25 protein-coding genes are annotated in these 26451 nt (G+C 73.4%); 12 read left to right on the top strand and 13 right to left on the bottom strand.

Going from position 1 to position 26451, the window contains the following annotated elements:
* Positions 1-111 precede the first annotated feature (111 nt).
* Positions 112-1308, bottom strand: coding sequence for a helix-turn-helix transcriptional regulator (locus tag GKC29_RS26040; protein WP_155333320.1), 1197 nt, complete (start codon positions 1306-1308; stop codon positions 112-114).
* A gap of 205 nt (positions 1309-1513) precedes the next feature.
* Here GKC29_RS26040 and GKC29_RS26035 point away from each other — a divergent pair, with 205 nt between their 5' ends.
* The 4 genes from GKC29_RS26035 (at position 1514) to GKC29_RS26020 (ending at position 4422) form a co-directional block, all read left to right on the top strand.
* Entirely contained in the window at positions 1514-1927 is a 414-nt protein-coding gene (locus tag GKC29_RS26035) for a VOC family protein (RefSeq protein ID WP_230688823.1), read from the top strand.
* Between the two features lie 80 nt (positions 1928-2007).
* Entirely contained in the window at positions 2008-2148 is a 141-nt protein-coding gene (locus GKC29_RS26030; protein WP_155333319.1) for a hypothetical protein, read from the top strand.
* A complete protein-coding gene (alr, locus tag GKC29_RS26025) occupies positions 2145-3299 on the top strand; it encodes an alanine racemase (protein ID WP_196255738.1) in 1155 nt (384 codons plus the stop codon). The genes GKC29_RS26030 and alr overlap by 4 nt, the downstream gene beginning before the upstream one ends.
* Positions 3300-3354: 55 nt before the next feature.
* On the top strand, positions 3355-4422 hold the full coding sequence (locus GKC29_RS26020) for a D-alanine--D-alanine ligase family protein (RefSeq protein WP_155333318.1): 1068 nt from the start codon (positions 3355-3357) through the stop codon (positions 4420-4422).
* Positions 4423-4428: 6 nt separating this feature from the next.
* On the opposite strand, the gene GKC29_RS26015 is transcribed toward GKC29_RS26020, so the two are convergent.
* From GKC29_RS26015 to GKC29_RS26000, 4 genes are read right to left on the bottom strand one after another with little or no spacing between them, the layout of a single operon-like run.
* Positions 4429-4932: a hypothetical protein gene (locus GKC29_RS26015; protein ID WP_155333317.1), complete on the bottom strand. Its 504-nt coding sequence runs from the start codon at positions 4930-4932 to the stop codon at positions 4429-4431.
* A complete protein-coding gene (locus GKC29_RS26010; RefSeq protein WP_155333316.1) occupies positions 4929-6404 on the bottom strand; it encodes a HAMP domain-containing sensor histidine kinase in 1476 nt (491 codons plus the stop codon). The genes GKC29_RS26015 and GKC29_RS26010 overlap by 4 nt, the downstream gene beginning before the upstream one ends.
* A gap of 58 nt (positions 6405-6462) precedes the next feature.
* A complete protein-coding gene (locus GKC29_RS26005) occupies positions 6463-7155 on the bottom strand; it encodes a response regulator transcription factor (RefSeq protein WP_155333315.1) in 693 nt (230 codons plus the stop codon).
* Between the two features lie 8 nt (positions 7156-7163).
* The gene (locus GKC29_RS26000; RefSeq protein ID WP_155333314.1) at positions 7164-8186 is read right to left on the bottom strand and encodes a phosphatase PAP2 family protein; all 1023 of its coding nucleotides are present in this window, start codon (positions 8184-8186) and stop codon (positions 7164-7166) included.
* A gap of 243 nt (positions 8187-8429) precedes the next feature.
* Here GKC29_RS26000 and asnB point away from each other — a divergent pair, with 243 nt between their 5' ends.
* Genes asnB through GKC29_RS25985 form a run of 3 tightly spaced genes read left to right on the top strand, consistent with a single transcriptional unit; the run spans position 8430 to position 12289 of the window.
* Complete coding sequence (asnB, locus tag GKC29_RS25995) at positions 8430-10289, top strand: asparagine synthase (glutamine-hydrolyzing) (RefSeq protein ID WP_155333313.1); 1860 nt, start codon at positions 8430-8432, stop codon at positions 10287-10289.
* A gap of 15 nt (positions 10290-10304) precedes the next feature.
* Entirely contained in the window at positions 10305-10901 is a 597-nt protein-coding gene (locus GKC29_RS25990; protein WP_155333312.1) for a nitroreductase family protein, read from the top strand.
* Positions 10902-10930: 29 nt separating this feature from the next.
* Positions 10931-12289 (top strand): NAD(P)/FAD-dependent oxidoreductase, encoded by a 1359-nt coding sequence (locus tag GKC29_RS25985; protein ID WP_155333311.1) that lies wholly within the window; start codon positions 10931-10933, stop codon positions 12287-12289.
* 102 nt (positions 12290-12391) lie between these two features.
* Here GKC29_RS25985 and GKC29_RS25980 read toward each other — a convergent pair whose 3' ends face one another.
* The 4 genes from GKC29_RS25980 to GKC29_RS25965 form a co-directional block, all read right to left on the bottom strand.
* Positions 12392-13174 (bottom strand): SDR family NAD(P)-dependent oxidoreductase, encoded by a 783-nt coding sequence (locus GKC29_RS25980; RefSeq protein ID WP_155333310.1) that lies wholly within the window; start codon positions 13172-13174, stop codon positions 12392-12394.
* Positions 13175-13243: 69 nt separating this feature from the next.
* On the bottom strand, positions 13244-13921 hold the full coding sequence (locus tag GKC29_RS25975; RefSeq protein ID WP_155333309.1) for an SDR family NAD(P)-dependent oxidoreductase: 678 nt from the start codon (positions 13919-13921) through the stop codon (positions 13244-13246).
* Entirely contained in the window at positions 13918-15120 is a 1203-nt protein-coding gene (locus GKC29_RS25970; RefSeq protein WP_155333308.1) for a cytochrome P450, read from the bottom strand. The genes GKC29_RS25975 and GKC29_RS25970 overlap by 4 nt, the downstream gene beginning before the upstream one ends.
* Positions 15117-15833 (bottom strand): TenA family protein, encoded by a 717-nt coding sequence (locus GKC29_RS25965; protein ID WP_155333307.1) that lies wholly within the window; start codon positions 15831-15833, stop codon positions 15117-15119. Before GKC29_RS25965 ends, GKC29_RS25970 begins: the two co-directional genes overlap by 4 nt.
* A 176-nt stretch (positions 15834-16009) precedes the next feature.
* Between GKC29_RS25965 and GKC29_RS25960 the strand changes: the two genes are divergently transcribed.
* Positions 16010-16762, top strand: a complete 753-nt coding sequence (locus GKC29_RS25960) for an SDR family NAD(P)-dependent oxidoreductase (protein ID WP_155333306.1) — start codon at positions 16010-16012, stop codon at positions 16760-16762.
* A gap of 231 nt (positions 16763-16993) precedes the next feature.
* Here GKC29_RS25960 and GKC29_RS25955 read toward each other — a convergent pair whose 3' ends face one another.
* Positions 16994-18829, bottom strand: a complete 1836-nt coding sequence (locus GKC29_RS25955; protein WP_155333305.1) for an AfsR/SARP family transcriptional regulator — start codon at positions 18827-18829, stop codon at positions 16994-16996.
* A 559-nt stretch (positions 18830-19388) separates the two neighbouring features.
* On the opposite strand from GKC29_RS25955, the gene GKC29_RS25950 reads away from it, so the two are divergent.
* Entirely contained in the window at positions 19389-19760 is a 372-nt protein-coding gene (locus GKC29_RS25950) for an antibiotic biosynthesis monooxygenase (RefSeq protein WP_155333304.1), read from the top strand.
* Positions 19761-19840: 80 nt separating this feature from the next.
* Here the strand turns inward: GKC29_RS25950 and GKC29_RS25945 are convergent, their stop codons facing one another.
* A complete protein-coding gene (locus tag GKC29_RS25945) occupies positions 19841-21463 on the bottom strand; it encodes an FAD-dependent monooxygenase (RefSeq protein WP_155333303.1) in 1623 nt (540 codons plus the stop codon).
* A gap of 172 nt (positions 21464-21635) precedes the next feature.
* Between GKC29_RS25945 and GKC29_RS25940 the strand changes: the two genes are divergently transcribed.
* From GKC29_RS25940 to GKC29_RS25930, 3 genes are read left to right on the top strand one after another with little or no spacing between them, the layout of a single operon-like run.
* On the top strand, positions 21636-23309 hold the full coding sequence (locus GKC29_RS25940; RefSeq protein WP_370463280.1) for an acetyl-CoA carboxylase carboxyltransferase subunit alpha: 1674 nt from the start codon (positions 21636-21638) through the stop codon (positions 23307-23309).
* Complete coding sequence (gene accB, locus GKC29_RS25935) at positions 23306-23788, top strand: acetyl-CoA carboxylase biotin carboxyl carrier protein (RefSeq protein ID WP_155334348.1); 483 nt, start codon at positions 23306-23308, stop codon at positions 23786-23788. The genes GKC29_RS25940 and accB overlap by 4 nt, the downstream gene beginning before the upstream one ends.
* A gap of 22 nt (positions 23789-23810) precedes the next feature.
* Complete coding sequence (locus GKC29_RS25930) at positions 23811-25187, top strand: acetyl/propionyl/methylcrotonyl-CoA carboxylase subunit alpha (RefSeq protein ID WP_155333302.1); 1377 nt, start codon at positions 23811-23813, stop codon at positions 25185-25187.
* 121 nt (positions 25188-25308) lie between these two features.
* Here the strand turns inward: GKC29_RS25930 and GKC29_RS25925 are convergent, their stop codons facing one another.
* Positions 25309-25695: a SchA/CurD-like domain-containing protein gene (locus GKC29_RS25925; protein ID WP_155333301.1), complete on the bottom strand. Its 387-nt coding sequence runs from the start codon at positions 25693-25695 to the stop codon at positions 25309-25311.
* Positions 25695-26429 carry an SDR family NAD(P)-dependent oxidoreductase gene (locus GKC29_RS25920; RefSeq protein ID WP_230688821.1) on the bottom strand — a complete coding sequence of 245 codons (735 nt, stop codon included), beginning with the start codon at positions 26427-26429 and terminating at the stop codon, positions 25695-25697. Before GKC29_RS25920 ends, GKC29_RS25925 begins: the two co-directional genes overlap by 1 nt.
* Between the last annotated feature and the right edge of the window lie 22 nt (positions 26430-26451).

The following is a 26451-nucleotide window of genomic DNA, read 5'->3' as shown; positions in this document are numbered from 1 at the left end:
CCGTTCGGAGGGCGCGGATCCGCCGACGGATGGCATCCTGCTTTCCGCGCCCTCGTCCAAGAAGGACAGCGTCACCCCACTTCGGGCGTCGATCCAGGCCGTGACCGTCCGCTAACGGGCTGTTCCGTCCGCTGTTGGCTGACGACGCGGCGCGTACTCGGTGCACAGCTCGCGTAGCGCCGCCGCCTCCGGCACGCCGGCCTGTTCCACCTTCGCCAACAGTTCGGCCGCCCGCCACCAGTTCGAGGGCACGACCCGCCCGGACGCGACAGCCTCCGCGCCCAGGGCGGTCGCCTCGTCGAGCTGGCCTGCGGCGACGAGGGCAAGGCCCAGGTCCAGGCGCGCCGACGCGGACCGGCGGGGTCGTGCCCCACCGTCGCCGTCCGGGTCCAGATCGGCGAGTACGGACCGAGCGACCTGCTCGGCACCGGGATCGCCCGCCCACGCCAACGTCGTCGCCGTGTAGGCGGCGGCCTTTGCCGGGTCGTAGCGATAGTGGTGCTCCGCGCGCTCGGGAACCGGCAAGTTCGCGGTCAGCCGCTCCACCCGCTCCAGGGCGTGCCGCGTCGCACGAACGTCACCCGTCCGCGCCCATGCGCGCGCCTCCTGCGCGGTGGCCTGGATACGGGCGGAGCTGCCCTTCGGGGCGACCTGTTGGGCCTGAAGGGAATGGTCGAGCGCCTTTCGGTAGTCGCCCTGGGTCAGCACATCCCAAGCCCGCGTCTCCAGGCACCATCCCCGGATCTCAGCGTGTTCGGCGTGATGGGCAAGGTCGAGGGCCGCCCTGAGATGTGCCCTCGCCGCTGCTCGTTGTTGCAGGTCGATGTGAACGGTGGCCCGTAGCACCGCCAGCCAGCCGCCGGCGACCAGGAGGCGGCGCTGCTGGGCGAGCGTGACGCGCCCGTCGAGCAGACGCACCACGTAGGTGAGGTGCCGTCGTACCAGCGGCAGCAGGTCGGCGGGTGCCGCAGTCGGGTAGGCGCTGGCGAGGTCGTCAACGCCCTGCTCGATGCGGTCTATCACGTCCTTGCTGACATCACTTGCGGCGACTCGCGAACGCAGCTCGGCGGCCTCGGCGGCGTGGTCGACCGGCACCTCGACAAGGCGAGCCAGCGCACCGCCCGCGTCGAGCACCTCATCCAGGTGGCGAGCGGTGTCGAGGGTGGGAGCCTTGAGTCCCACCTCCAACTCGTGCAGGTGGCTCTTGCTCCGGTGGGCAAGCTGGCCCAGGGAACGCAGAGACAACCCGCGTCGTTCACGAAGCTCGCGTAGCGCTACGCCGAAGCGGGGATCCACCGACGGTGCCATCGCACTGCTCCCAGGTAGGTGTCTGGGCCGCGGCCTCCGCCGATGTCTGTGCGGGGGTCGCCGCAACCGACCGTACCGCTCCTTGGCCCTGGATCGATGCCCGCTGCGCGACGGACGTGGCCAACAGGTGTCGCAGGGCGCCTCAACCACAAGTGACGACGGCCCTGCCGCTGGAGGATGCTGCCGCCGTGGTTGTGTCGCGGCGATGGCCGCGCTGGGCTTGTGCGTCGTCGCGGGTGAGAATGCCGGCATGCCGAGCCGTCTTGCCGTCATCGCCATCGACGCCGTCCGACCACGACTGATCGCCGACTTCTGTTGCGCGGTGCTCGGCTGGCAGGTCGTTGACGAGGACGCTGAGGTGATCACCATCGCGGCGTCCGACCGTTCCTGGCCGATGATCGACGTGGCGGCTGTGCCGGAGGGCAAGGTGATCAAGAACCGGTTGCATTTCGACCTGCGAGCGGACGGCGTGTCCACCGCGGCGGAGCTTGACCGGTTGCTCACCCTCGGTGCGCGACGGGTCGACGTCGGCCAGCCCGCCGACGCGAGCTGGATCGTGCTCGCTGACCCCGAAGGCAACGAGTTCTGCCTGCTGTCGCGTCCGGTCCAGGAACTCTAGGGCAGCTTCGGCGCGGGCTATTACCTGCTCGTGACAATCCGCGGACCACGTACGGACATGGCGGTGGCAGTTTCACCCGGGTGACCTGCCAGCCGCTGCTGCCCGTACGGCCCGGCAGCGTCGGCCCACCGCCCCGCGCGCGGTGGTTGCCGCCGCTGCGCGGGCCGCTGCTCTTCGCCGTCTCCGCCCGCCGCGTCTCCCCGCCGGGGCGGCAGCGGTGAACGCGCTGGCCGAGGCCGAGGTCGACCTGGCCGCCGTCGCGGACAACGTGCGTACGGTCACCGCGGTCGCCGGCACCGATCTGATGGCGGTGGTCAAGGCCGACGGGTTCGGGCACGGTGCCGTGCCGGTGGCCCGTGCCGCGCTGGCGGCCGGCGCGCGCTGGCTCGGGGTGACCTCGACCGCCGAGGCGCTCGCCCTGCGCGCGGCCGGCATCGCCGCGCCCGTCCTGACCTGGCTGCACCGGCCGGACGACGACTTCGCCGGGCTGATCGCCGCGGCGGTGGATCTGGGCGTCTCGACCGTGCCGCACCTGCACGCGGTGGCCGAGGCCGCCGTCCGGTCCGGCCGGCCGGCGACCGTCCAGCTCAAGGCCGACACCGGGCTGTCCCGCAACGGCGCCGCCGGCCACGACTGGCCCGATCTGGTCAGCTGGTCCCGCAAGTACGAGGTGGAGGGAAGCGTCCGCGTCCGGGGGGTCTGGTCGCACCTGGCCGACGCCGAGACGCCGGACGGGCCGCGCGTCGTCCGCCAGGTGGCGCTCTTCGAGGAGGCGCTCGGGATCGCCCGGAGCGCCGGGCTACGACCGGATCTGGTGCACCTGGCGAACTCAGCGGGGGCGCTGGCGGCCCCCGCGACCCGGTACGACCTCTGCCGGGTCGGTGTGGCCCTGTACGGCGTGGACCCGTTCGGCGCGGCGGGACCCGGCGGGTACCGGCTGCGGGCCGCGATGACCCTGCGCACGACGGTGGTGAACGTGAAGCGGGTACCGGCCGGCACCGGCGTGTCCTACGGTCCCGACCACGTGACGCGGCGCCCGACCACCCTGGCGCTCCTGCCGGTCGGCTTCGCCGACGGTCTGCCCCGGACGGCGCAGGGGCGCGCCCGCGTGTGGCTGGGCGGGGCGCGGCGGCCCATCGTCGGGCGGATCGCCATGGACCAGTGCGTGGTCGACGTCGGCGACCTGCCCGTGGCGATCGGGGACCGGGTGGTGGTGTTCGGCCCCGGTCCGGGAGCGGACGCGACCGCCGGCTGCTGGCCGACGGTCCCGGAATGGGCGGCGTGGGCCGGGACCAGCCCGCACGAGATCTTGACCGGCGTCGGGGCGCGGGTGGCCCGCCGGTACCGGCACCCGGAGATGGCAACCCCATGAGCGAGCGCAGCGGGCCGATCGGCGTACGCGGCACGGAGAGAAACGGAACAAGGGCATGAGCATCCGGCTGGCGATCCTGTACGGCGGTCGCAGCAGTGAGCACGAGGTGTCCCGACGGTCGGCGGCGAGCATCCTCGCCCACCTCGACCGGGACGCCTACCTCGTCACCGAGATCCTCATCGGCCGGGACGGCCGCTGGCAGGTCGACGGCGAGCCGGCCACCCTGCCAGCGGCCCTGGGCGTGCTCGCCGCACAGGACGTGGTGTTCCCGGCATTGCACGGCCCCTACGGCGAGGACGGCACCGTCCAGTCGATGCTGGAGTGGCTGGACGTCCCGTACGTCGGCAACGGGGTCTTCGCCAGCGCGGCCGGCATGGACAAGGCGGTCACCAAGAAGCTGATCAGCGCCGAGGGCCTGCGGGTGGCGGACGGGATCACCCTGGGGCCGGGCGAGTTCCCGTCCCGGGCCGACCAGCGCAGGCTGGGGCTGCCGGTCTTCGTCAAACCGGCCCGGGCCGGATCCAGCATCGGGGTCTCCCGCGTCGACGAGTGGTGGCAGTTGCCGGCCGCGCTCCTGCTGGCCCGCGACGCCGACGCGAAGGTCCTCGTGGAACGGGCGGTACCCGGACGCGAGGTGGACGTCGCCGTCCTCCAGCACCCGGACGGGCGGGTCGAGGCGGGTCCGCCCCTGGAGATCACCGTTCCGCCGACGTCCGCGTTCTTCGACTACGCGGCCAAGTACGACGGTGGCGCCGTCTTCCAGATCCCCGCCGCGCTCGATCCCGCCACCACCCGGCTGGTGCAGGATCGCGCGGTCCGGGCGTTCCACGCGCTCGGTTGCCGGGGGCTGCTCCGGGTGGATCTCTTCCTCCCCGAGCCCCGGCCGGGCCTCGGCACCGCACCCGCCGAGGACACGGACGGCGAGGGTCGGGACGGCGAGGGTCGGGGCGGCGGGGGCTGGGACGGCGACCCGGGCGAGCCGGTGGTCAACGAGGTCAACACGTTCCCCGGCTTCACCAGCGCCTCGCAGTTCCCGCGGATCTGGGCACGTGCCGGCATCACCTTCCCGGACCTGCTCGACATCCTGATCGCCGGTGCCCGCAGCACCGTCGCCGTACCGTGAAACCGGTCAGCGCTCGAAGGGGACGACGACCGGGTGAGCGCAGGTCAACGGCCCACGACTCCCGTCCGGGCCGGCCAGTGTGACCGCCGTCGGCATGCTCTCCGGCGCGGCGTACCGCACGGTGCACACGATCTGGTCGACCGCCGTGGCCGACAACGCCGTCACGCCGCCGGTGAGCGTCACCGTGGTACCCGCCCCGCCCGGGGTCGACAGCGACCCCAACCCGACGTCCGCCGGGATTTCGCTGGTGTAGCCCTGCTTCTGCTCGGCGGGATCCGGGCCGGCGAAAAGCAGGGCGAGAGCCTTGTCGACCGACCCGGGTGGCGGAACCGGACGCAGCACCAGCGTGAGCCGCTGCTCCGACACGAAGAAGAGGCCGGTTCCCCGGGCCGGCCCCACCGGGGCCGGACCGCCGGTGATGACACCGCTCGGGCGTACGCCGCAACCGGCGGCGAGAGCCACCAGCACGGCAAGGGCGACGAGGAGTGCGCGCCGCCGGAGACGAATCACGGTCGTCCCCCGGCGGCTTGGGAACGGGCTGCGGGCGGTGCCGAGCCCACCGAGCAACGCGGCAGGCGGAGCGTGAACACCGCACCCCCGGCCGGCTCGTTGCCGGCCACCAGGCTGCCCCGATCGGCACCCGCCCGGTGCAGCCGGGCGTTCTCCCACGCGATGGCGAGGCCGAGCCCACTGCCCTCGGACCGGCTCCGCGCGCTGTCCGCCTTGTAGAACCGGTCGAAGACGTGCGGCAGCACGTGCGGGTGCAGACCCGGGCCGCGGTCACCGACCGACAGGACGACCCAGTCCGGCTCGGCCCGCAGCCGGACCGACACCGGCGGGGCGCCGTGCCGCAGCGCGTTGCCGACCAGGTTGGCCAGGATCACGTCCAGCCGGCGCGGGTCGAGCCGCGCCAGCGTGCCCGGCGGCAGGTCGCTCACCACCTGGTCGGTCCAGCCGCGGGCGCGCAGCGTCGCCCGGACCGCCGCGGCCACGTCGACGTCGTCCAGGGCGAGCGCCGCGGTGCCGGAGTCGAACCGGGTCACCTCGATGAGGTCGTTCACGAGCCGGGCCAGGTTCTGCGTCTCCTGGCTGACCAGCCGCGCGGCGCGTCCGGCGTCCCCGGGCAGCCGGGGCGCCTCCTCGTCCAGCACGTCGGTCACCGCGGTCATCGCCGCGAGGGGCGTACGCAGTTCGTGCGAGACGTCGGCCACGAAGCGCCGGGCGTCCGCCTCCATCCGGCGCAGCTCCCCGACCTGCCGTTGCAGCCGTTCCGCGGTGTGGTTGAAGGTCCGCGCGACGCCGGCGAGCTCGTCCGAGCCGCGAACCGTCAGCCGGGTGGTGAGGTCACCCTCGCCGAGCCGGCGGGCCGCCTGGCCGAGTTCCTGGACCGGCCGCAGCACACCTCGAGCCGCTACCAGCGCCAGCAGGACGGCGAACACCAGCGACAGCCCACCGGTCAGCCACGCCAGCGTGGCGAGCCGGTCGATGCTGCGCTGCTCGGCCTCCAGGCTGTGCAGGCGGTAGACCTCCAGGCCGGAGGGGAGCGGGGTGCCGTCCCCCTGCGCCACCATCAGCTGCGTCCCGATCACCAGGTACGGGTAGCCGTTGACCGCGCGCCGCTGCCAGACGACCCGGCCGCCGCTCACCTCCGCCCGCAGCTCGGGCGAGAGCGCGCCGGAGAGCTGGTCGTCACCGGAGCTGCTGTCCTGGTACGTGACCAGCGCGCTGTCGTCACGGTCGGACAGGTCCGCGGCGATCGCCTCCAGGTCGGCCTGGCTCGGTGGCAGGCTCCGGATCGGCGTGATCCGGGCGATCTGCTCCGTCAGTGTGATGACGGCCGCGTCCTGGGCCTGTTGCAGGATGACGTCGCGGGCCTGGACGTAGCTGGCGCCGGCGACCACCGCCGTGGTGGTCAGGCCGAGCGACGCGAAGGCGAGCAGGAGCCGGAGTCGCAGGCCGGCCGGTCGCCACAGTCGATTCACCGGGAGTCTCCCCGCGCTGCCCGGTCGGCCCGCGGGTTCCGGCCACGCCTGCCGAGGGTCACAGCGGGCCGAACCGGTAGCCGAAGCCGCGCACCGTCTGCACGTACACCGGAGCCGCCGAATCGTCCTCGATCTTCGCCCGAAGCCGCTGCACGCACGCGTCGACGAGCCGCGAGTCGCCGAGGTAGCCGTGCTCCCAGACCGCCTCCAGCAGTTGCTGGCGGCTCAGCACGCGACCGGGTGTGCCGGAGAGTTCGAGCAGCAGGCGCAGTTCGGTCGGGGCGAGGCCGACGCGCAACCCGTTCCGGGTGACCACCAGTGCCGCCCGGTCGATGGTCAACTCGCCGTGCCGCTCCACCGCCGGCTCCGCACCAGCGGGGCGCGGCTCGCCGCCGGTCCGCCGCAGCACCGCACGGATCCGCGCCTCCAGCACCCGGGGCTGGACCGGCTTGACCACGTAGTCGTCGGCACCGGCCTCCAGACCCGCCACCACGTCCATGTCGTCGTTGCGGGCGGTGAGCATGATGATCGGCAGATCGCCGGCGGATCGGATCCGCCGGCAGACCTCGAACCCGTCCATGCCGGGCAGCATGAGGTCGAGGATCACCACGTCGGCGGCGCCCGTACGCAGCCGGGCCAGGCCCTGCTCGCCGGTCGCCACGGCGTCCACCGTGTGACCGTGGCGGGTCAGCGCCAGCTGGAGGCCGTCGCGCACGGTCTGGTGGTCCTCGATCAACAGCACCCGGGACATGGCATCAACTATGGCATTCCAGCCGAAGTCGCTTTGTCGATCATGTTCGGCGGCGCCGGTCGCCGCCCCCCGGCCCGCGCGTCCGGTTCCGGTGCGGCCGAGCCGGGGCGCCCGCAACCAGGGCCGAAGTCCACCGGGACCACCAGAACCAGGACGGCGGCGACGACCAGGACGACCAGCCCACCGGCGGCCGTGATCGCGACGAACAGCCCGCCGGGGACGGCCGGGGCGAGATGCGGCAGGCCGCCCAGCAGACCGAGCAGCCCGAGTGCGGCACCGGCCGGACCGGCTGTTCCGGTCGCGGCTCGGGTACCGGGCCGGGCCGCCGCGGCGGCGGCGTCCTTCCCGGGCTGGGCCAGCGGGGCGGCGGCTCCGGTACCGGGTCGGGCCGCGGCTCCGGTACCGGGCCGGGCCGAGGTGACGGCGGCCAGGCAGAACAGCGCCGCCGCCAGCAGGACAGCGCCGACGACGTCGCTGAAGCGGTGCCAGCCCGCGATCATCGTCGCCGCGGCGACGGTGGAGACCCCGGCCGCGCCCGGCAGCGCGAACCACCAGCGGGCCCGCGCGGGGAGCACGAGCAGGAGCGCGAGCAGCAGGGCCATCGCCGCCGCGACATGCCCGCTGGGAAAGCTGTTGTGCGTCGTGGAGGTCACCACGCCGAGGTCCGGCCGGACGATCACCTGCTTGGCCAGGCCGGCGCCGAGCACCGTGACGCCGACCAGGGCCACCCCCGCCAGCCCGGCCCGCACCCGACCGGACAGCACAGCCAGCAGCAACACCGTGCCGAGCCCGAGACCCAGCACCAGCGGGTCACCGAACCAGGCCAGCACAGCCTTCGCCGGCTCGACCAGGTCGGTCGGCTGCTCGTACCCGCCGCCCCGTTCGGCCCGGGGCAGCAACCCGCCGTCGAGGCGCTGCCCCGGGGCGGTCCACACGAACGCCACGCCGGTCAGCGCGAACGCGAGCAGGTAGCCGAGCGCGGCACGGAGCAGCCGGCCGGTCGGCGGCCTTCCGGCGGGTTCCGGTCGCACCGCAGACAGGAGCGGCGTCGCGTACGGATACGGCGATGGCGGATGCACCCGGCAAGCATGGCCGCGCCGGGTCCGGAAACCGTCCGCGTCATGTCATGGTTCTGTCACAGCCGCTCGCTCTGCCGGGACCCGCCGCGTACTCGTCGGTCGCCGGGGATCCCCCGTCGAGTCGCCGTCGAGGTGGCGTGGAACGCCGCCCGGCAGGCTCACGCGTAGTCGGACGCGAGGCGAGGGGTGATGCGCATGTGCGGCATCGTCGGCTGGGTGGACTTCGGGCGTGACCTGACGGGGGAGCGCGCGACACTGCGGGCGATGACGGACACCCTGACCAACCGCGGGGTGGACGACTCCGGGGTCTGGATCCGGGGGCACGCCGCTCTCGGGCACACCCGTACCGCCATCATCGACGTGGCCGGCGGCGCGCAGCCGCTCACCGTCGAGCAGGACGGCCGCGAGGTCGCCACGATCGTCTACAACGGCGAGGTCTACAACTTCAAGCAGTTGCGGACCGAGCTGCGGGCCCGGGGGCACGAGTTCCGTACCCGCAGCGACACCGAGGTGGTCCTGCGGGCGTACCTGGAGTGGGGTGTGGAGTGCGCCGCCCGGCTGGAGGGGATTTTCGCGTTCGCGATCTGGGACCTGCGCCGCCAGGAGCTGGTGCTGGTCCGGGACCGGCTCGGCGTGAAGCCGCTCTTCTACGCCCGCCGCCCGGAGGGCCTCCTGTTCGGCTCGGAGCCGAAGGCGCTGCTCGCCAACCCGCTGGTGCGGCCGCTGGTGGGGCTCGACAACCTCCAGGAGCTGTTCGCCACCGCCAAGCGGCCCGGCATGTCGGTCTTCCGCGACCTGCGCGCGGTGCTGCCCGGCACCACGCTCACGATCAGCCGGGCCGGGATGGCGCAGCGGCGGTACTGGGCGCTGGAGGCCCGGCCGCACACCGACGACCTGGACGGCACCGTCGGGCACGTCCGGGAGCTGCTGCACGACATCGTGCTGCGGGAGTTGGAGTCGGAGGTGCCGCTGTGCACCGCCCTGTCCGGCGGGATGGACTCCAGCGCCGTGTCGGCGATCGCCGCGTACTGGCGCTGGAAGCTCGACGGCGAGCGGATCCGCACTTTCGTCACCACGTTCGACGACTACGCGGCCCGGTTCCAGCCCGACGACGTCCGCTTCACCCCCGACGAGGTGTACGCCGACGAGGTCGCCCGCCACCTCGAGGCCGACCACGTCCGCATCCAGCTCAGCACCCGGGACCTGATGGACCGGGCCGCCCGCGACGCCGTCCTGTGGGCGCAGGACATGCCCACCACCCTCGGCGACATGGACACGTCGAACTACCTGACCGCGCGCCGGATCAAGGAGCACTCGACGGTAGCGCTGAGCGGTGAGGTCGCCGACGAGATCTTCGGCGGCTACAGCTGGATGTACGACCAGCAGCTCCTCGCCGCCGACATGTTCCCCTGGGTGGCCAAGGAGTACCTCCAGCCCGGCTCGCCACGCGGCCAGGGCCGCGGCCTGTTCGACCCGGGCTTCATGGCCAAGCTGGACCTGGGCACGTACTACCGGGACCAGTACCGGACGGCCCTGGCGGCGGCGCCGTACACCGGGGAAGAGGACGACACCGAGCGGCTCATGCGGGGCATCACCCACGTCACCCTCACCTGGTGGCTGCCGATGCTGCTCGACCGCGACGATCGGCTGGCCATGGCCAACGCGCTCGAACTGCGGGTTCCCTACGGCGACCACCGCCTCGTCGAGTACCTCTACAACACCCCGTGGCGGCTCAAGACCTTCGACGGCCGCGAGAAGAGCCTGCTCCGCGCGGCCGCCCGCGACCTGGTGCCCCACTCGGTGCTCGACCGTGCCAAGAGCCCGTGGCCGGTCACCCAGGATCCGGCGTACGCCGAGATGCTCCGCGACGAGCTGTCGGCACTGGTGAACGACCCGTCCGCACCGTCGCTGCCGCTGCTCGACCTCGCCGCGGTCCGGGCCACCCTGGACCGGCCCTCGGAGATCGCACACCAGTGGGTGAGCCGGATGAACATCGAGATGGTGCTGCAGTTCGACGCGTGGCTGCGGCGGTACGACGTGCAGCTCGCGATCTGACCCGAGGGAGTTTCCATGGACTTTCCCGACGTGCTGCGCCGCCGCCAGATGGTGCGCAGCTACACCGACCGGCCCGTCGCCGACGACGCCCTTCACCGGATCGTGGGGGCGGTGCGGCGGGCGCCGAGCGCCGGCTTCAGCCAGGGGTACCGCCTGGTCGTCGTCACCGACCCGGGTCTGCGGCAGAAGGCCGCCGACATCGCCGAGGCCCGCTACGTGGAGCTGGGCTTCCCCCGCTGGATCGCGTCGGCCCCGGTGCACATCTACGTCGCCACCCGCGAGGCGTCCTACCACGAGCGGTACGGCGGCGAGGACGTCCGGCCCGGCTGGTCGGAGATCCCCTGGCCGGTGCCGTTCTGGTGGTTCGACTGCGGGGCATTGTTCATGCTGCTTCAGCTCGCCGCCATCAACGAGGGCCTCGGCACTGGGTTCGTCAGCTCCGTCTACACCGACGAGTTGAGCGCGCTCGCCGACGTGGTCGACCTGCCGGGCGACGTGTCCCTGACCGGCATCATCACGATCGGCCACGAGGACCGCAGCAAGCGGATGCCGGTGCCGCCGAACGCGGCGCGCCGCAAGCCGCTCGACGACGTCGTGCGGTGGCGCCGGTGACCGCGCGTACGCCGAAGGCGGGAGGGCCGATGAGCCAGCGCGTCCTCGTTCTCGGTGGCGGTATCGCCGGCACGGCCGCCGCGATCGCGCTCGCCCGGCGCGGACACCCGGTGACCGTGGTGGAGCGCGACCCGCCGCCGGCCGACCCGACCGCGGACCCGTTCCTGCACTGGCCGCGGCGCGGCGTGCCGCAGTTCCGGCTGCCGCACGGCTTCTCCGCCCGGGCCCGTAACCTGCTGCTGCGGCACGCCCCCGACGTCCTGGCCCGGCTGCGGGCGAGCGGCGTCGAGGAGATGAACCTGTTCAAGCGGCTCATCCCGGAGGACCGGTGGGTGCCCGCCGACGACACGTTCACCAACGTGTGGGCGCGGCGGGCCGTCTTCGAGTTGGCGCTGCGGCTCACCGCCGAGGAGGAGCCGGGCGTCGAGTTCCGCTGCCCGGCCGTCGCGAACGGCCTGCGCTTCGACTGGACCAGCGCCGGGCCCCGGGTCGCCGCGGTACGCCTCGCCGACGGCGACGTGCTCACCGCCGACGTCGTGCTGGACTGCCTGGGCCAGCGGTCCCCGGTGTCCCGCTGGCTGGCCGCCGAGGGGATCCGGGTGCCGACCGAGGTGCAGGACTGCGAGACCGTCTACTACAGCCGCTACTTCCGCTTCACCGACACCTGCGAGCTGCCCCGGACCTCGGTGGCCACCCTGCGCGGGGAGTTCGCCGACGGGTGGTTCATCGGCTTCCCCGGCGACCACGACACGTACGCCTTCTCCTTCGAGTGTCACCCCGACAACCGCAGCGCCCGCGCGCTGCGGCACACCACGATCTGGGAGGCGGTGGCCCGGGGGATCCCGGCGCTGGCGCCGTGGGTGGACCCGGCCAACGGCACCCCGCTCGAGGGCGTCCAGGTGATGGCGGGCAACCGTAGCCTGCGCCGGCGGTACGTGGTCGACGGCCGGCCCGTCGTCCTCGGCCTGCTCTCGGCCGGCGACTCGCTCTGCGCGAGCAATCCCGCGTACGGCTGGGGATCGGCGATGGCGCTGACGTACGCGTTCGCCGCCGCCGGGGCGGTGGCCGTGGGCGCCGGCGACCCGGTGGCGACGGCCCTGGCGTACGACGCGGCGACCGCCCGGGAGGCCGACGCGGTCTACCGGGAGTCGGCGGCGATGGACCGCGCCCGCATCTACCGGATCACCGGCCAGCCGGTGCCGGACGAGGACAGGGCGGAGATGGCCCGCCAGGACCTCATCTCGGCGGCCCTCTCCGGCGGTGTGCTGCACGACCTCGAACTGGGCCGCGCGTTCAACCGCCGGGTCAACCTGGTCGGCCCCGCCGAGGCGGTCCTCGACGGCACCGACCTGATCCACCACGCCGAACGCCTCACCGCCTTGAGGTAAGGAAGGGCCCCTTCTTATCGCCTGCGGTAGAGGAAGGGCCCCTTGTTAACGCGCGAACGGCCCCCGAGCGCCGAGAGGCGCCGGGGGCCGTTCGCTGGGGCGTCAGTTGGGGCGCTGGTAGCGGGACGGGGGTGCCATGCCGGCGTCGATCGGCAGGTCCACCCCGGTGACGCTGCGGATCCGGCCCGAGGCGAACAGGACCACCAGCGCGGCGATCTCCTCCGGCTCGATCATCTCGCCGGTGGCCAGGCCGGCCATCTTCGGCACCATCGCCAGGAACTCGTCCGGCGTCATCCCCGCCTTCTCGGCGATGTGCGGGTTCGTCCACAGCCGCGTCTTCACCGGACCGGGGGAGATGGTGTTGACCCGTACGCCCTGGGCGGCGAACTCCGCCGACAGCGCCTTGCCGATGTTCGCGACGGCGGCCTTGGCGGCCGAATAGTGCGCCAGCCGCGGGTCGGCCATCGTGCCGTTCATCGAGCCGATGTTGACGACCGTGCCCTTGCGCTCGACGAGGCTCGGCAGCGCCGCCCGGGTCGCCCGGATCGTCGTCATGACGTTCAGCTCGAACGTCTGCCGCCACACGTCGTCGGGGATGTCCCGGAAGCCGGGGGCGAGCATGACGCCGCCGCCGACGTTGTTGACCAGGATGTCGATGCCACCGAACTCGGTGAGTGCCCGCTCCACCAGCAGCTGCGGCCCCTCCTCGGTGACCAGGTCCACGGTGAGGGTGTGCGGGGTGGCCTCCTTCAGCTCGGGGCTGACGGTCCGCGCGCCGCCGTACACGTCGGCGCCCGCGGCGGCGAGCGCCCGCACCACGGCGAGCCCGATGCCGGCGCCGGCCCCGGTGACCACCGCCTTCTTGCCGGACAGGTCGATCTGCATGCTCGGTCTCCTGTTGGTCGAAGGGCCCCGCTCGGTCGTGGGTCCCGCTTGGTCGCAGGCGGCCCGCCGTCAGTGCGGGACGCGTCGCTCGGTCAGGAACTGTCCGGTCGGCCCGTCGGCGGGCAGGGTGGCCACGTCCGCGATGAACCGGGCCGGCACCTCCGGCGGGGTCGTCATGTGCGGCATCATCCGGGTCCGGACCCGCCCGGGGTTGACCGCGTTGACCAGCACTCCCGTGCCGGCGGTCTGCCCGGCGACCAGCGTGGTGAGGCCGTTCAGGCCGCTCTTGGACAGCGAGTAGCCGGGCGCGCCGGGGAAGAGGGCGCCACCGAACTCCGCCGTGGTGCCGCTGGAGACCACCACCACCCGGCCCCAGCCCCGCTCGACCATGCCCGGCACGAACGCCTGGAGCACCCGCCAGGTGCCCAGCAGGTTGACCCGCAGCGTCTCCTCGACCAGGTCGAGCGGGGCGGTGAGCGGGCCGGTGCCGCCGTCGAGCAGCACGCCGGCGTTGCAGACCAGGACGTCGACCGGTCCGACCTCGGCGGTGGCCTTCCCGACGCTGTCCGGGTCGGTCACGTCGAGCTGCTGCCCGCGTACGCCGGGACCCAGCTCGGCCGCCGTGCCGGCGGCGGCCGAGGCGTCGCGGGCGGTCACCGTGAGCGCCAGCCCGCGGGCGTGCAGCTCGGCGGCGACGGCCCGGCCGATGCCCCGGTTGGCGCCGGTGACCAGAGCGTGGCGGTTCACCAGGTCACCGGGACCTCGCTGAAGCCCTCCATGAAGCCGCCGAGGGCGCGGGGGAGCCGGGCGGCCGGTACGGCCAGCCGGATGTCGGGGAACCGGCGCAGCAGGGCCTCCGTGGCGACCTGGAGCTCCATCCGGGCCAGCGCCGCCCCGACGCAGTAGTGGATGCCCGCGCCGAAGGTCATGTGGTGGTTCTCCGGGCGGCGGATGTCCAGGGTGAACGGGTCGGTGAAGACCGTCTCGTCCATGTTGGCCGACTCCTCGGAGAGCAGCACGCTGGAGCCCTTCTTGAGGATCGTGCCGTCGGACAGCTCGATGTCCTCCAGCGCGTACCGCAGCGTGCCGATCGAGGAACCCATGATCTGCGTACGCAGCAGCTCCTCCACCGCCGACGGCACCAGCGAGTAGTCCGCCCGGATGTCCTTGACCAGGTCCTGCCGGTGCAGCAGCACGGCGGTGCCGGTGCCGATCTGGCTCGCCGTGGTCACGTAGCCGGCGATGAGCAGGCTCCGGGTCCAGTGGTGCAGCTCGTACTCGGACAGCCGGTTGTCGTCCTCGTCCCGAACCTTGATCAGGCTGGTGATGAGGTCGTCCTCGCCGGGGTTGGCCCGCTTGTACTCGATCAGCTCGACCAGGTACTGCCACAGCTCGCTGCGGCACCGCTCCACCTCGTCCGGCGGCAGCTTGGTGACCGACAGGAAGCCGTCGACCAGCGAGCGGAACCGGTTGCGGTCCTCCGGCGGGATGCCGAGCAGCTTGCAGATCACCAGGATCGGCAGTGGGAAGGCGAGCGCCTCGTTCAGGTCGGTGGGCTTCGGGCCGGCGGCCATCGCGTCCAGCAGCTCGTCGGTGACCTGCTGGGCGTACGGGCGGAGCAGCTCGATCCGGCGGGCGGTGAACGCCCGGGTGACCAGGCCGCGCATCCGGGTGTGGTGGGGCGGGTCGCCGTCGATCTTCGGGTCGACGAACAGCTCGTTGTCGGCGGCGATGCGGGCCACGTCGGGGCGGGCGACGTTCTTGCTCAGCCGGGGGTCGGCGAAGAGGCTGCGGACGTCGGCGTAGCGGGTCACCATCACGGCGGTGTCGCCGCTGGGCAGGCGGACCTCGACGAGGGCCTGCTCCCGCAGGCCGCGCAGCGACTCCGGGACCTCCATCGGCGGGGTCCACGGGAAGGGGTAGGGAATCGGGGCCTGGGCAGTCATCTCGTGCCCTCTCTCGTTGACTCCTCGAACGGCAGCCGCCGGTCCCCGCCGTCGGAAAGGGACGCGGTGCAGGACTCGGCGAATGCCCATTCGTAACGGATGCTGATGGAGAACTGCTCGATGAGTTCGGCCCGCTGTCGGACCGTGCCGTTCATGCCGATGTCGTCGGCCATGTCGAGGAAGGCCTGCACGGCGTACCGGTAGGACTCGCCGGGGTGGTAGGCCTCCACCCACGGCCGGTAGCGCGAGTCGGCCTCGGTGTCGCGCAGCAGCCGGTCGGAGACCTCGGCGTTGAACCACACCATCGGCAGCAGCGCGCCCACCCCGCCGGCGAAGGAGTCGGCGGTCGCGGCGGTGAGGAACGCGGTGTGCGCCCGGGTCACCGGGTCGACGGGCGGGTCGCCGAGGGTGTCCGGCAGACCGGTGGTCGCGGCCAGGGCGGCGCTGTTGGCGCGCAGCCGGTCGCGCGCGTCGAGGGTGCCGGCCACCGACTGGCCGAGCAGCAGCGTGTGCGCGTCGGCGTCGGCCGCCGCCGCGCAGCGGGCCAACGCCCGGGCGTACGTCGGGAGCAGGTACCCGGTGTCCTGCGCGAGGAAGTGGGCCAGCGCCGCCGGTGGCAGGGACCCGTCCCGGATCCCCGACCAGAAGGGGTGGTCCTGCACCTTGCGCAGCACCGGATCGCGGATCTCCCGCAGTTCGTCGTGCAGCGGCATCGGCCGTCCTCAAGTCCAGGCGGGATGGTCGCGGCGGACGCTATCGGGGGCGGCTTGACCCCCGCTGGAGCAGACGCCGGTCCTGGTGGCGCCGTCCCGAGCCGCCGTCGAGCCCGGCGACGGAGAGTGACCTCCGGCACGGCCGTGCCGGTCGACGACGTCGTGAGGGGTACGCCATGGATCTCGGCCTGACGGACAAGCGGGTGCTGGTGACCGGGGCGACCCGGGGGATCGGCCGGGCCACCGCCCGGGCCTTCGCCGACGAGGGCGCCCGGGTCGCCGTCACGTACCACACCTCCGAGGCGGCCGCCGAGCAGGTGGTCAAGGAGCTGGGCGGGGAGGAGCGGGCGCTCGCGGTGCCGTACGACCTCGCCGACCCCGCCTCGGTACGGGCGGCGGTGCGCCGGGTGGAGGAGCGCTGGGGCGGGGTCGACGTGCTGGTGGCCAACGCCCAGACCTGGGTGTGGATCAACCCGGAGGACCTGCCGGGGTACGAGGACCTGCCGCTGGAGGAGTGGCTGGGGCGGTTCCGGGAGAACGTGGAGGGCCACCTGTGGACGGTGCGGGAGGTGCTCGGCGGGATGCGCCGGCGCGGGTGGGGCCGGGTGGTCCTGCTCTCCTCGGTCACCGCCCTGCACGGCAACCCGGGCTCGGAGGTCTACGGCGCCGCCAAGGCGGCGCTGCACGGCTTCGTCCGGGGTCTGATGTGGACCCGGGACGGTGTGCTGGCGAACGTGGTCGCCCCGGGCGGGACGCTGACCGAGAGCCTCGACAACGTCGACCCGGAGCTGGTCGCGCAGGCCGCCCGGGACACGCCGAGCGGCCGCCTCAGCACCGCTGAGGACGTGGCCCGGCTGGTGGTCTTCCTCGGCTCGGCGGCCAACGGCAACGTCAACGGCGAGATCGTCCGGACCGCCGGCGGGCGGTGACCGGGTGCCGGCGGCACAGCGCGGTCAACCGCGCCGGACACCGCCATGCCGGCGGCATCGAGTCGATCAAAGGTGACGGCCCGGCGCGCGACGGGCCCGGCGGGACGGCCGGGCCCTTAGCCCGGCGGGACGGCCGGGCGGCGGCTGCGACGGGACGGGCGGGTGACGGTGCCACACCGGCGGGACTGCCGGTCGATGGTGGAGCCTGACCTCCGGCACCCGTCCGCGAGCTCAGACGTTCGTTCCGAGCCGTGGCTCGATGAACTCGTGGTTGAGGCGTTCCCGCGCGTACAGGCGGGTCAGCCGGTGTAGCTGGTAGCGGACCACGCCCTCGTCCGCCCGCGCCTCCAGCAGGTTGCAGGCGACCAGGCGACCGAGCTGCGTCTCCACGGCGTCGGCGGCGCTGCCGAGCAGGTTGGCCGCGGTGGCCGCGGTGAAGTGCGGCGGCGGGAGCAGGCTGAGCAGGCGCAGGGCGCTGCGGTCGTGCGGCTCCAGCCGGTAGTAGGTCTCGTCGTAGTTGGTGCGGACGTCGAACTCGGCGAACCGCAGCTGGTCGAGGGCGGCCGGCCCGGACTCGATCAGGTTGGCCATCTTCCGCAGCGACCACGTCGGCGCCGCGGCGAGTCGGGCGCCGACGCAGCGCAGCGCCAGCGGCAGGTGGCCGCACCGGTCGGCGATCCGCTCGGCCTCCTCCGTCTCGGCGTCCACCCGGGACGGACCCACCATGGCCCGCAGCAGGGCCACGGCCTCGCCGGTGGTCATCACGTCGAGCTTGGTGACCTGGACGCCGGGCAGGACCTGGAGGCCCCACCGGCTGGTCACCACGACCGCGCTTTCCGACGTCGCCGGTACGAGCGGGGCGATCTGGGAGGCGCTGGCCGCGTCGTCGAGGACGACCAGGAGCCGCCGGCCGTTGGTCCAGGTGCGGTAGAGGCTGCTCCGCTCCTCCACGGTGGGTGGGATCTGCTGCTCCGGCACGCCCAGGGCCCGCAGGAACCCGGCGAGGACGTCCAGCTGCGCGGTCGGGTTGCGGGACGAGCCCCGCAGGTCGGCGAAGAGCTGCCCGTGCGGGTACCGGGCCTTCTCCAGGTGCCCGACGTGCAGCGCCAGGGTCGTCTTGCCGACACCGGTCAACCCGCAGATCGACACGGCGGCCGGCGCGGTGCGGTGTTCCTGCCCGGCGGCGAGGACGGCGGTGATCTGGCGTACCACCGCCTCCCGGCCGGTGAAGTCGGGGACGTCCGGTGGCAGCTGCGCGGGCACCGCCGTACGGGCGGGTGCCCGCTCGGCGGACGCCGCCGGGCGGGGCGCCGGCCGGTTCTCCGTCGGCTCGGCGTTGAGCAGGGACCGGTGCAGCCGCTGGACGGCCGGGGACGGTTCCAGCCCGAGCTCGTCGATGAGCAGTTCCCGAAGCCGCCGGTAGACCTCGAACGCCTCGTACCGCCGGCCCGACCGGTCCAGTGCGGTCATCAGGTTGGCGTGGAACCGCTCGTGCAGCGGATAGTTGCGGACCAGTTCCTTCAGTTCGCTGATCAGTTCCTCGTAGCGGCCGAGCTGCATGTCCGCCTCGATGCGCATGCCGAGCACCCGCAGCTTGTTCTCCTCGAGGCGGGTCATGTGGGCGGAGAGGATCTCGCCGGCGTTGACGCCGAGCAGGGCCGGGGCACGCCAGAGCGCGAGGGCCTCGGTGAGCAGTTCGCTGGCGCGTTGCGCGTCGCCGCGTTCCCGTTCGAGTCGGCCCTGCTGGGCGAGCCGCTCGAAGTGACACACATCGATCTCATCGTCGTTGACGTCCAGCAGGTAGCCGCAGGACTGGGTGTGCAGCCGCGCCAGCCCGGACGGGTCCAGGACGTCCTTGCGCAGCTTGTAGATGTACGTCTGGAGGGTTGTCATCGCGCTGTCCGGCGGATTGTCCCCCCATAATTCGTCAACGAATTCGCTGACCTGCACGACTTGGTTGCGGCGCACCAGAAGAAAAGCCAAGACCTGGCGAACCTTCGGTGCGGTCGGGGTGATATCCCGGTCCTCGTGAGTAACGGACAGTGGGCCAAGAATGCGGAACACCATTAAGCTCCCCCAGGAAATGGTGCGGCGTTAACGCTCGTCCGAAAGGCGGGACATCTTGGGCAATTGTGGTGGTAAATCAACCCCCAGACACCTTGTCCGGCCGATCGGCGGCATGATCGACATGCTCCGTGGCGCAACTGCTACAGACTGTAAGTTGTGACCCCTGCACGGTCAAGGTTTCGTGGGTCAACTGTCTGACGTTTCCCGCGGGTAGGTTCCGTGCTAATCGCGCGGGTGTGCAAGAGTCGACTAACTGTCAACCGAGGCCGGTGGAGACCGGATGAGGTGGCACATAATCAGTGGTTCCACCGGCACTCTGGACAAAAACCGTCATCGATGCTGTCCCTTTTGCGCCGCCTGACGGAAATCGCGCCGAGCCCACCATTTTCCGCCCCTGCCGGCGTCCGGCGGCTGTCGAGCACGCCTCGAGGACGGCCCCGCCGGCGCGGGCGTACCGAGCCCGGCTTCAGCCGCCCCCCAGCGGGTCGGGGTGTCCTGTGCAGGCGGCCCCGGGCGGGGGCGCCGCCACGCCGTGGCGTACGAGGGAGGGGTGGCCCGCATGTCCGACCAGGTGGCACGGCCGACGTCCGACGAGGCCGGGCCGGAGGGCGCCGCACCGGCCGGTCCGCACCGGGTTCGGGTCCTGGTCTACGCCGCCGCCCCCTCGGGTGAGCCGGACGCGGTGGCGGCCGCGTACCACCGCATCAGCCGCGATCTGGCCGGAACCCCCGGCCTGCTGCGCAACGAGCTGCTCCGCGCCGCCGACGACGACCGCGCGTTCGTCGTGATGAGCGAGTGGACCAGCCTGGACGCCTTCCGCTCCTGGGAGGCCGGGGCGACCCACCGGGACACCACCGCGCCGCTGCGCGACTACCAGCGTGTACCCGGTCCCCGGCCGTTCGGCGTCTACGAGGTCACCGCCACCTACTGAGGCGGGCCCTCACGTACTGATCCGGTGAGCGTGCGGGACCGCCCACCGGATCGTCGCCTGGCCCGCCGGGCCGCGTCGCGTCACCCGGCCCGGCCGAGCACCGTCCGCAAGGCCTCCCGCAGCGCGGCGGCGGGATCGACCACCGCGTCCCCGCAGCACCAGGCCACGTGGCCGTCCGGGCGCAGCAGCGTCGCCCCGGCCGCGTCGTACCGGGCCGCGAAGACGCCCTCGACGTCGACGAGGTCCGCGCCGGCCGCGGCCGACCCGATCCGGTACGCCCGCAGCGGCACCGACAGCTCCCGGGCCACCAGCGACCCCACCCCGTCCCAGCGGACCGCCGCGCTCCCGGTCAGCAGCACGAACGCGTCGTGGCACAGGTCGTGCACCGAGATGCGCCGCCCGCCGCGGTCCAGCCAGAGGTGCGGCGCCCGCAGGCCCGGCTCGGCACGCGTGGCCAGCTCCCGCCCGTACACCGTGTCGTGCGCCGCACCGACCGTCGCCGTGGACCGGTACCGCTGCCCGAGCGTGCAGAGCACGTCGTCGACGTCCTCGGTCCCCGGGTCCTCGCCGAAGCGGGCCCGCTGCCGCGCGACGGTGATGTCGGCCAGGGCGAGCGCCACCGGTCGGCGCTCCGCCTCGTACGTGTCGAGCAGGCCCCCACCGGCCCACCCGCCGAGCACACCGGCGAGCTTCCAGGCCAGGTTGTGGGCGTCCTGGACGGCCGCGTTGGCGCCCATCGCGCCGGCCGGCGGCCATACGTGCGCGGTGTCGCCCACGAGGAACACCCGCCCGGACCGGAACCGGTCGGCGACCCCGACCGCCTCCTCCCAGGCGGCGACGTCGAGCACCGCCACCGGCCGGTCGGTCCCGAGGAACGACCGGGCCAGCTCCCGGCAGCGGTCCGGGGTGAACGACTCCACCGGGGTACGCGCCGGGTCGAAGCTCACGCTCATCGCCCACTGGTCCGGGACCGACGTGGTCAGGAACGACCCCAGCCCGAGTTCGTCGTTCACCACGATCCAGAACATCGCCCGCTGGCGGACGATCCCGGTGAGGTCGGCCCGGACCAGGAACGTCACCCAGTGCTGCGTGACCCCCGGCCCGGCGCGGTCGATCCCGACCGCCTCCCGGGTCCGCCCACGGAAGCCGTCCGCGGCCACCAGGTAGCGGGACCGGACGGTACGGCGGTCGCCGCTCGCGACGTCCTCGATCACCGCTGTCACGCCGTCGTCGTCGGCGTCCACCGACACGCACCGGGTGCCGAAGCGGATGTCCGCTCCGCGCTCGCGGGCCGCGTCGACCAGGATCGGCTCGACGCTGCGCTGGTCGGCCATCACGAACTCGGCCGGGGTCAGCTCGGGCAGCGGCTTGCGCGTGTCGTCGGCCAGCAGCCAGGTCCACTCCCCGCTGAGGGTCTCGCAGCGGACCACGCCCGCCTCGTCGTCGAACGGCCGGCCCGCCCGCCGGATCAGGTCCTCGACGCCGAGCGGCCGGTAGAGCTCCATCGTCCGCTGGTTGATCCCCCGCGCGCGGCCCTGGATCGAGATGCCCGGGTGCCGGTCCACCAGCACCGAGGCCACCCCGTGGTGGGCGAGGAACAGCGCCGACGCGAGGCCGGCGTAGCCACCCCCGACCACCAGGACGGGGATCGTCTCGTCGTACGTGTCGGTGGGCTCCCGGCCCACCGCCCGGTCGCTCGGCATCCGGTCCTCCCTCTCCGGCGGCGCTGTGCCGCCCGTGCCCGTGGGGCCTGCCGCACCCGCACAGCAGGATCACGGCCGGTCCTCGAGAGCCGGTGGACGTCCGCCCCGGTGGCCGGGCCCCGGTTCAGCCCGCGTCCAACACGCCTTGAGGCTCCGGAGTCACGCTTCCGGTGTGACCGTCTCCACACTGCCCTCATCCGCGCCGGAGTGGGTCAGCTGCGGCACCTGCCGGGGCCTGACCTACGGCCCGCGCTTCGACCGGGACCTGCGGGTGTGTCCCGGCTGTGGCCACCACAGCCGACTCACCGCCGGTCAACGCATCGAGCAGCTGCTGGACCCGGGATCCGTCCGGCCGCTGGAACCACCGGCGGTGCGCGAGGATCCGCTCGGCTTCGTGGACTCCCACCCGTACCCGGACCGGCTGCACGCCGCGCGCCGCGCCACCGGCCAGGCGGAGGCGGTCACCTGCGTGACCGGGACCCTGCTGGGCCACCCGCTGGTCGCCGCCGTGATGGACTTCCGCTTCCTCGGCGGCAGCCTCGGCGTCGGGGTCGGCGCGGCCATCACCGCCGCCGCCGAGACCGCCCGCGACACCCGCCGCCCGCTGCTGCTGGTCACCGCCTCCGGCGGGGCGCGCATGCAGGAGGGCGCGCTCGCCCTCATGCAGATGGCCAAGACCAGCCAGGCGATGGCCGAGCTCGACGAGGCGGGAGTCCTCACGATCTGCCTGGTCACCGACCCCACGTACGGCGGGGTGGCGGCGTCGTTCGCGACGCTCGGCGACGTCGTCATCGCCGAGCCCGGCGCCCGCGTCGGCTTCGCCGGCCGGCGGGTGATCGAGCAGACGATCGGCCACGAGCTCCCGGAGGGCTTCCAGACCGCCGAGTTCCTGCTGGCCCGTGGCCTGCTCGACGCGGTGGTGGCGCGCTCGGCGCTGCGTCCGACCCTCGCCCGGCTGCTGGCCGCCGCCGCGCCGGGCACCCCGTCGGCCGCGGCCCCGACCCGGGTACGCCTCGTCCGCGACCCCGCCGAGCTGCCCGTCCGCGAGGCCGCCGACGTGGTGGCGGCGGCGCGGCATCCGCAACGCCCCACCACCCTCGACTACATCGCCCAGGTCTTCGACGACTTCCTGGAACTGCGCGGCGACCGGAGTTCGGGCGACTGCCCGGCGATCGTCGGCGGGATCGGGCGGCTCGACGGCCGGCCGGTGGTCGTGATCGGCAGCCAGAAGGGCCGGGACACCGCCGAACGCATCCAGCGCAACTTCGGCATGGCGCTGCCGGAGGGCTACCGCAAGGCGGCCCGGCTCATGCGGCTCGCCACCAAGCTGGGCCTGCCGGTCGTCACCCTGGTGGACACCCCGGGCGCCCATCCCGGGGTGGACGCCGAGGAGCGCGGGCAGGCGTGGGCCATCGCCGAGACGATCCGGCTGATGTCGGGGCTGCCGGTGCCGGTCGTCGCGGTGGTGACCGGCGAGGGCGGCAGCGGCGGCGCGCTGGCCCTCGCGGTCGCCGACCGCGTCCTCGCCTGCGCCGGGGCCATGTACTCGGTGATCAGCCCGGAGGGGTGCGCCGCGATCCTCTGGAAGGATCCGGCCGCCGCGCCCCGGGCCGCGGCGGCGTTGCAGATCGGCTCCCGGGACCTGCTGCGTCACGGCATCGTCGACGCGGTGGTGCCCGAGCCGCCCGGCGGCGCGCACGAGGATCCGGTCACCGCGGCGGACTCGCTGCGTGCCGCGCTGATCGAGTCCCTTCAGGAGATCGCCGCCGTCGCGGCGACGGATCTGGTGGCCCGCCGCCGGCGACGGTTCCGGCGGTTCGGCACCGAGGAGTCGAGGTGGCAATGACCAACGAGGTGACCGACACGACCTCGCACGGCATCGACGAGCTGTGCCGGCAGGCGACCCAGCTGGCCCGGGCCGCCCCGGCGCCGTTGCGCAGCGTCCGGGTGCAGGCCGGCGAGCTGCTGGTGGCGCTGGAGTGGCCGGACACGCCGGCCGGCGCGCCGGTCGTGGTGGCGGCGCCGGCCGCCGCCGGCGACCCGGGGGAGGCGCCCCCGGCGGACGGCACGTTCACCATCGCGGCGCCGCTGGTGGGCACCTTCTACCGGGCCCCCGGGCCCGGGGCGCCACCGTTCGTCGAGGTGGGCCAGGACGTGGCGGCGGGTCAGCAGGTGGCGATCGTCGAGGCCATGAAGCTCATGAACCCGGTGGAGGCCGACCGGCCCGGCCGAGTGGTCGAGGTCCGCGTGGCCGACGGCACCCCGGTCGAGTACGGCGAGGTGCTCTTCGTACTGGCGCCGCCCCCGGAGGCGGATGCGCCGTGACGCGGACCAGGAGGTAGGACACGTGTTCTCCACCGTGCTGATCGCGAACCGGGGCGAGATCGCCCTTCGGGTCGCCCGGACCTGCCGGGAGATGGGCATCCGCACCGTCGCGGTCTGCTCCGACAGCGACCGCGACTCGGCCATCGCCCGGTACGCCGACAGGTGCGTCCGGATCGGCCCGTCGGCGGCCCGGCTCAGCTACCTGAACCCCGCCGCCATCGTCACCGCCGCGCTCCAGAGCGGTGCCGAGGCGGTACACCCCGGCTACGGGTTCCTCTCCGAGGACCCGGACTTCGCGGAGATCTGTGAGGCGAACGGGCTCACGTTCGTCGGCCCGCCGGCCGCGCTGCTGCGCCGCCTCGGGGACAAGGCGCAGGCCCGCGAGATCGCCCGGGCGGCCGGCCTGCCGGTGCTGCCCGGCAGTTCCCGTTCGCCCGCCTCGCTGGAGGAGGCGCGGGAGGTCGCCGCGCTCATCGGGTACCCGGTCATCATCAAGGCGACGGCGGGCGGCGGCGGCCGGGGGATGACCGTGGTTCGTGACCCGCGCGAGTTCGGTCGATCCTGGGCCCGGCTGCGGGCGGTCGCCCAGGCGACCTTCAACGACCCCCGCCTCTACCTGGAGAAGTTCCTGGAGAACGCCCGGCACGTCGAGGTCCAGGTGCTGGGCGACGGCAACGGCGACGTCATCCACCTCGGGGAGCGCGACTGTTCGGTGCAGCGGCGCCGCCAGAAGCTGATCGAGGAGACACCGGCGCCGGGCCTGCCCGGCGAGCTGGCCGACCGGATCCGCGCGGCGGCGGTGCACGCGGCCCGGGAGGTGCGCTACGCCGGCGCCGGCACGTACGAGTTCCTCGTCGGCGACGACGGCGACTTCGTCTTCATGGAGGTCAACTGCCGGATCCAGGTCGAGCACCCGGTCACCGAGCAGGTGACCGGCATCGACCTGGTCCGCGAGCAGCTGCGGGTCGCCGCCGGGTACGGGCTGTCGGTCACCCAGGAGGACGTGCAGCCGCGGGGGGTGGCCATCGAGGTGCGGGTCAACGCCGAGGACCCGGAGCGGGGCTTCCTGCCCACGCCCGGGGTGCTCGACGAGTTCCTGCCGCCGAGCGGGCCGTTCGTCCGGGTGGACACCCACGGCTTCCCGGGCTTCCGGGTCACCGCCGACTACGACCCGCTGCTCGCCAAGGTGACCGTGTGGGCGCCGGACCGGCGCCAGGCGATCGAGCGGGTCGACCGGGCGCTGGCCGAGTTCCGGGTGACCGGTCGCGGGGTGCACACCACTCGCGACTTCCTCCGCCGGGTGGTGGCGAACCCGGTCTTCCGGGCCGCGAAGCACACCACCGGCCTGGTCGACGAGCTGGCCGTCGAGGACGCCGAGCGGCTGCGCCTCGCCGGCTGACGACGCAAGCGAAGGCCCCGTCCGTCGTGGACGGGGCCTTCGTCGTACGCGGCCGGACCTTCGTCGTACGCGCGGACGCGGCGGACCGGAACCGTCCGGTCCGCCGCGTCCGTCGGTGCGGTCAGTTCGGCTGTGGCGGGACGTACTCCTCGCGGGAGAGCTGCGAGATGCACCGCATGGTGGCGTTGCGGAAGTACGTCTGGAAGCCCTCGGTGGTCTTCGTGTCCCGCTGCTCGGCGAGGTACGGGGCGAGCTTGCTCTCCAGCGAGTGCACACCCTGCTGCTTCGCCATGTGCCGGCCGATGGCGGCGAAGTCGCCCTGGTAGTGGATGACCCGCACCATCAGGTCGTCCCGGATGAACACCGCGGTGCCGAGCAGTTCGCCCACCTCGGTGCCGTCCTCGTCGCGCAGCACCGGCGAGTCCACCCGCCGGAAGTTCGCGAAGATCTCCGCGATCTCGTCCTCGTGACCGGGCTTGACCCGGTAGGTGATGGCGGCGTACGGCATCAGATTCCTCCGTCCACGTGCAGGATGCTCCCGCTGACGTAGCGGGACTCGTCACCGACGAGGAAGAGCACCGGCCCCGCCACCTCGTCGGGTTCGCCCAGCCGGCGCAGCGCGGTCATCCCCTTGATCAGCTCGGCGACCGGTGGCGGTGGCCCGCCGCCGGGTTCGGTGACGATCACACCCGGGGCCACCGTGTTCACCCGGACGCCCCGGTCGCCGACCTCCCGGGCCACCGAGCGGGTCAGCCCGACCAGCGCCGACTTCGACGCCGCGTAGTGGGCGCTGTGCGGCCGTCCGCGCAGCGCGGCCGACGCGCCGACGAGGACGACCGAACCGCCGTCGACGATCAGCGGCAGCGCCGCCTTCGTCACCAGGAACGCGGCGGTCAGGTTGATGTCGACCACCCGTGCCCACTCCTCGGGCGTCAGCTCCTCCAGGGACGCCCGCCCGTCGACCCCGGCGTTGTTCACCACGGCGTCCAGGCCGCCGAGCGTCTCCCGGCAGACCTCCACCAGGCGGGTGACGTCCTGCTCGTCGGTGACGTCCGCCTGGACGACCCGGTGGCCGGCGCCCTCCTTCTCCAGCTCCCGGGCGAACTCCTCGGCGTGCTCGCGGTCGTGGCCGTAGCACACCACCAGGCGCGCGCCGGCCCGGGCGGCGGCCAGCGCGGTGGTGCGGCCGATGCCGCGCGTACCACCGGTGATCAGGATCCGTTTCGCGGCGAGCGAACCCACGTCGGTGCCTCCCTTCGTCGTG

The organism is Micromonospora sp. WMMC415 (genome assembly GCF_009707425.1).
GTDB lineage: Bacteria > Actinomycetota > Actinomycetes > Mycobacteriales > Micromonosporaceae > Micromonospora.
This window is presented reverse-complemented; position numbering and strand designations above follow the sequence as displayed.

Coding starts and splice junctions, on each gene's coding strand:
- GKC29_RS26040 (WP_155333320.1), bottom strand. CDS start 1,308: ATGGCACCGTCGGTGGATCCCCGCTTCGGCGTAGCGCTACGCGAGCTT.
- GKC29_RS26035 (WP_230688823.1), top strand. CDS start 1,514: ATGGCCGCGCTGGGCTTGTGCGTCGTCGCGGGTGAGAATGCCGGCATG.
- GKC29_RS26020 (WP_155333318.1), top strand. CDS start 3,355: ATGAGCATCCGGCTGGCGATCCTGTACGGCGGTCGCAGCAGTGAGCAC.
- GKC29_RS26005 (WP_155333315.1), bottom strand. CDS start 7,155: ATGTCCCGGGTGCTGTTGATCGAGGACCACCAGACCGTGCGCGACGGC.
- asnB (WP_155333313.1), top strand. CDS start 8,430: ATGTGCGGCATCGTCGGCTGGGTGGACTTCGGGCGTGACCTGACGGGG.
- GKC29_RS25990 (WP_155333312.1), top strand. CDS start 10,305: ATGGACTTTCCCGACGTGCTGCGCCGCCGCCAGATGGTGCGCAGCTAC.
- GKC29_RS25985 (WP_155333311.1), top strand. CDS start 10,931: ATGAGCCAGCGCGTCCTCGTTCTCGGTGGCGGTATCGCCGGCACGGCC.
- GKC29_RS25980 (WP_155333310.1), bottom strand. CDS start 13,174: ATGCAGATCGACCTGTCCGGCAAGAAGGCGGTGGTCACCGGGGCCGGC.
- GKC29_RS25970 (WP_155333308.1), bottom strand. CDS start 15,120: ATGACTGCCCAGGCCCCGATTCCCTACCCCTTCCCGTGGACCCCGCCG.
- GKC29_RS25965 (WP_155333307.1), bottom strand. CDS start 15,833: ATGCCGCTGCACGACGAACTGCGGGAGATCCGCGATCCGGTGCTGCGC.
- GKC29_RS25960 (WP_155333306.1), top strand. CDS start 16,010: ATGGATCTCGGCCTGACGGACAAGCGGGTGCTGGTGACCGGGGCGACC.
- GKC29_RS25955 (WP_155333305.1), bottom strand. CDS start 18,829: ATGGTGTTCCGCATTCTTGGCCCACTGTCCGTTACTCACGAGGACCGG.
- GKC29_RS25950 (WP_155333304.1), top strand. CDS start 19,389: ATGTCCGACCAGGTGGCACGGCCGACGTCCGACGAGGCCGGGCCGGAG.
- GKC29_RS25945 (WP_155333303.1), bottom strand. CDS start 21,463: ATGCCGAGCGACCGGGCGGTGGGCCGGGAGCCCACCGACACGTACGAC.
- accB (WP_155334348.1), top strand. CDS start 23,306: ATGACCAACGAGGTGACCGACACGACCTCGCACGGCATCGACGAGCTG.
- GKC29_RS25925 (WP_155333301.1), bottom strand. CDS start 25,695: ATGCCGTACGCCGCCATCACCTACCGGGTCAAGCCCGGTCACGAGGAC.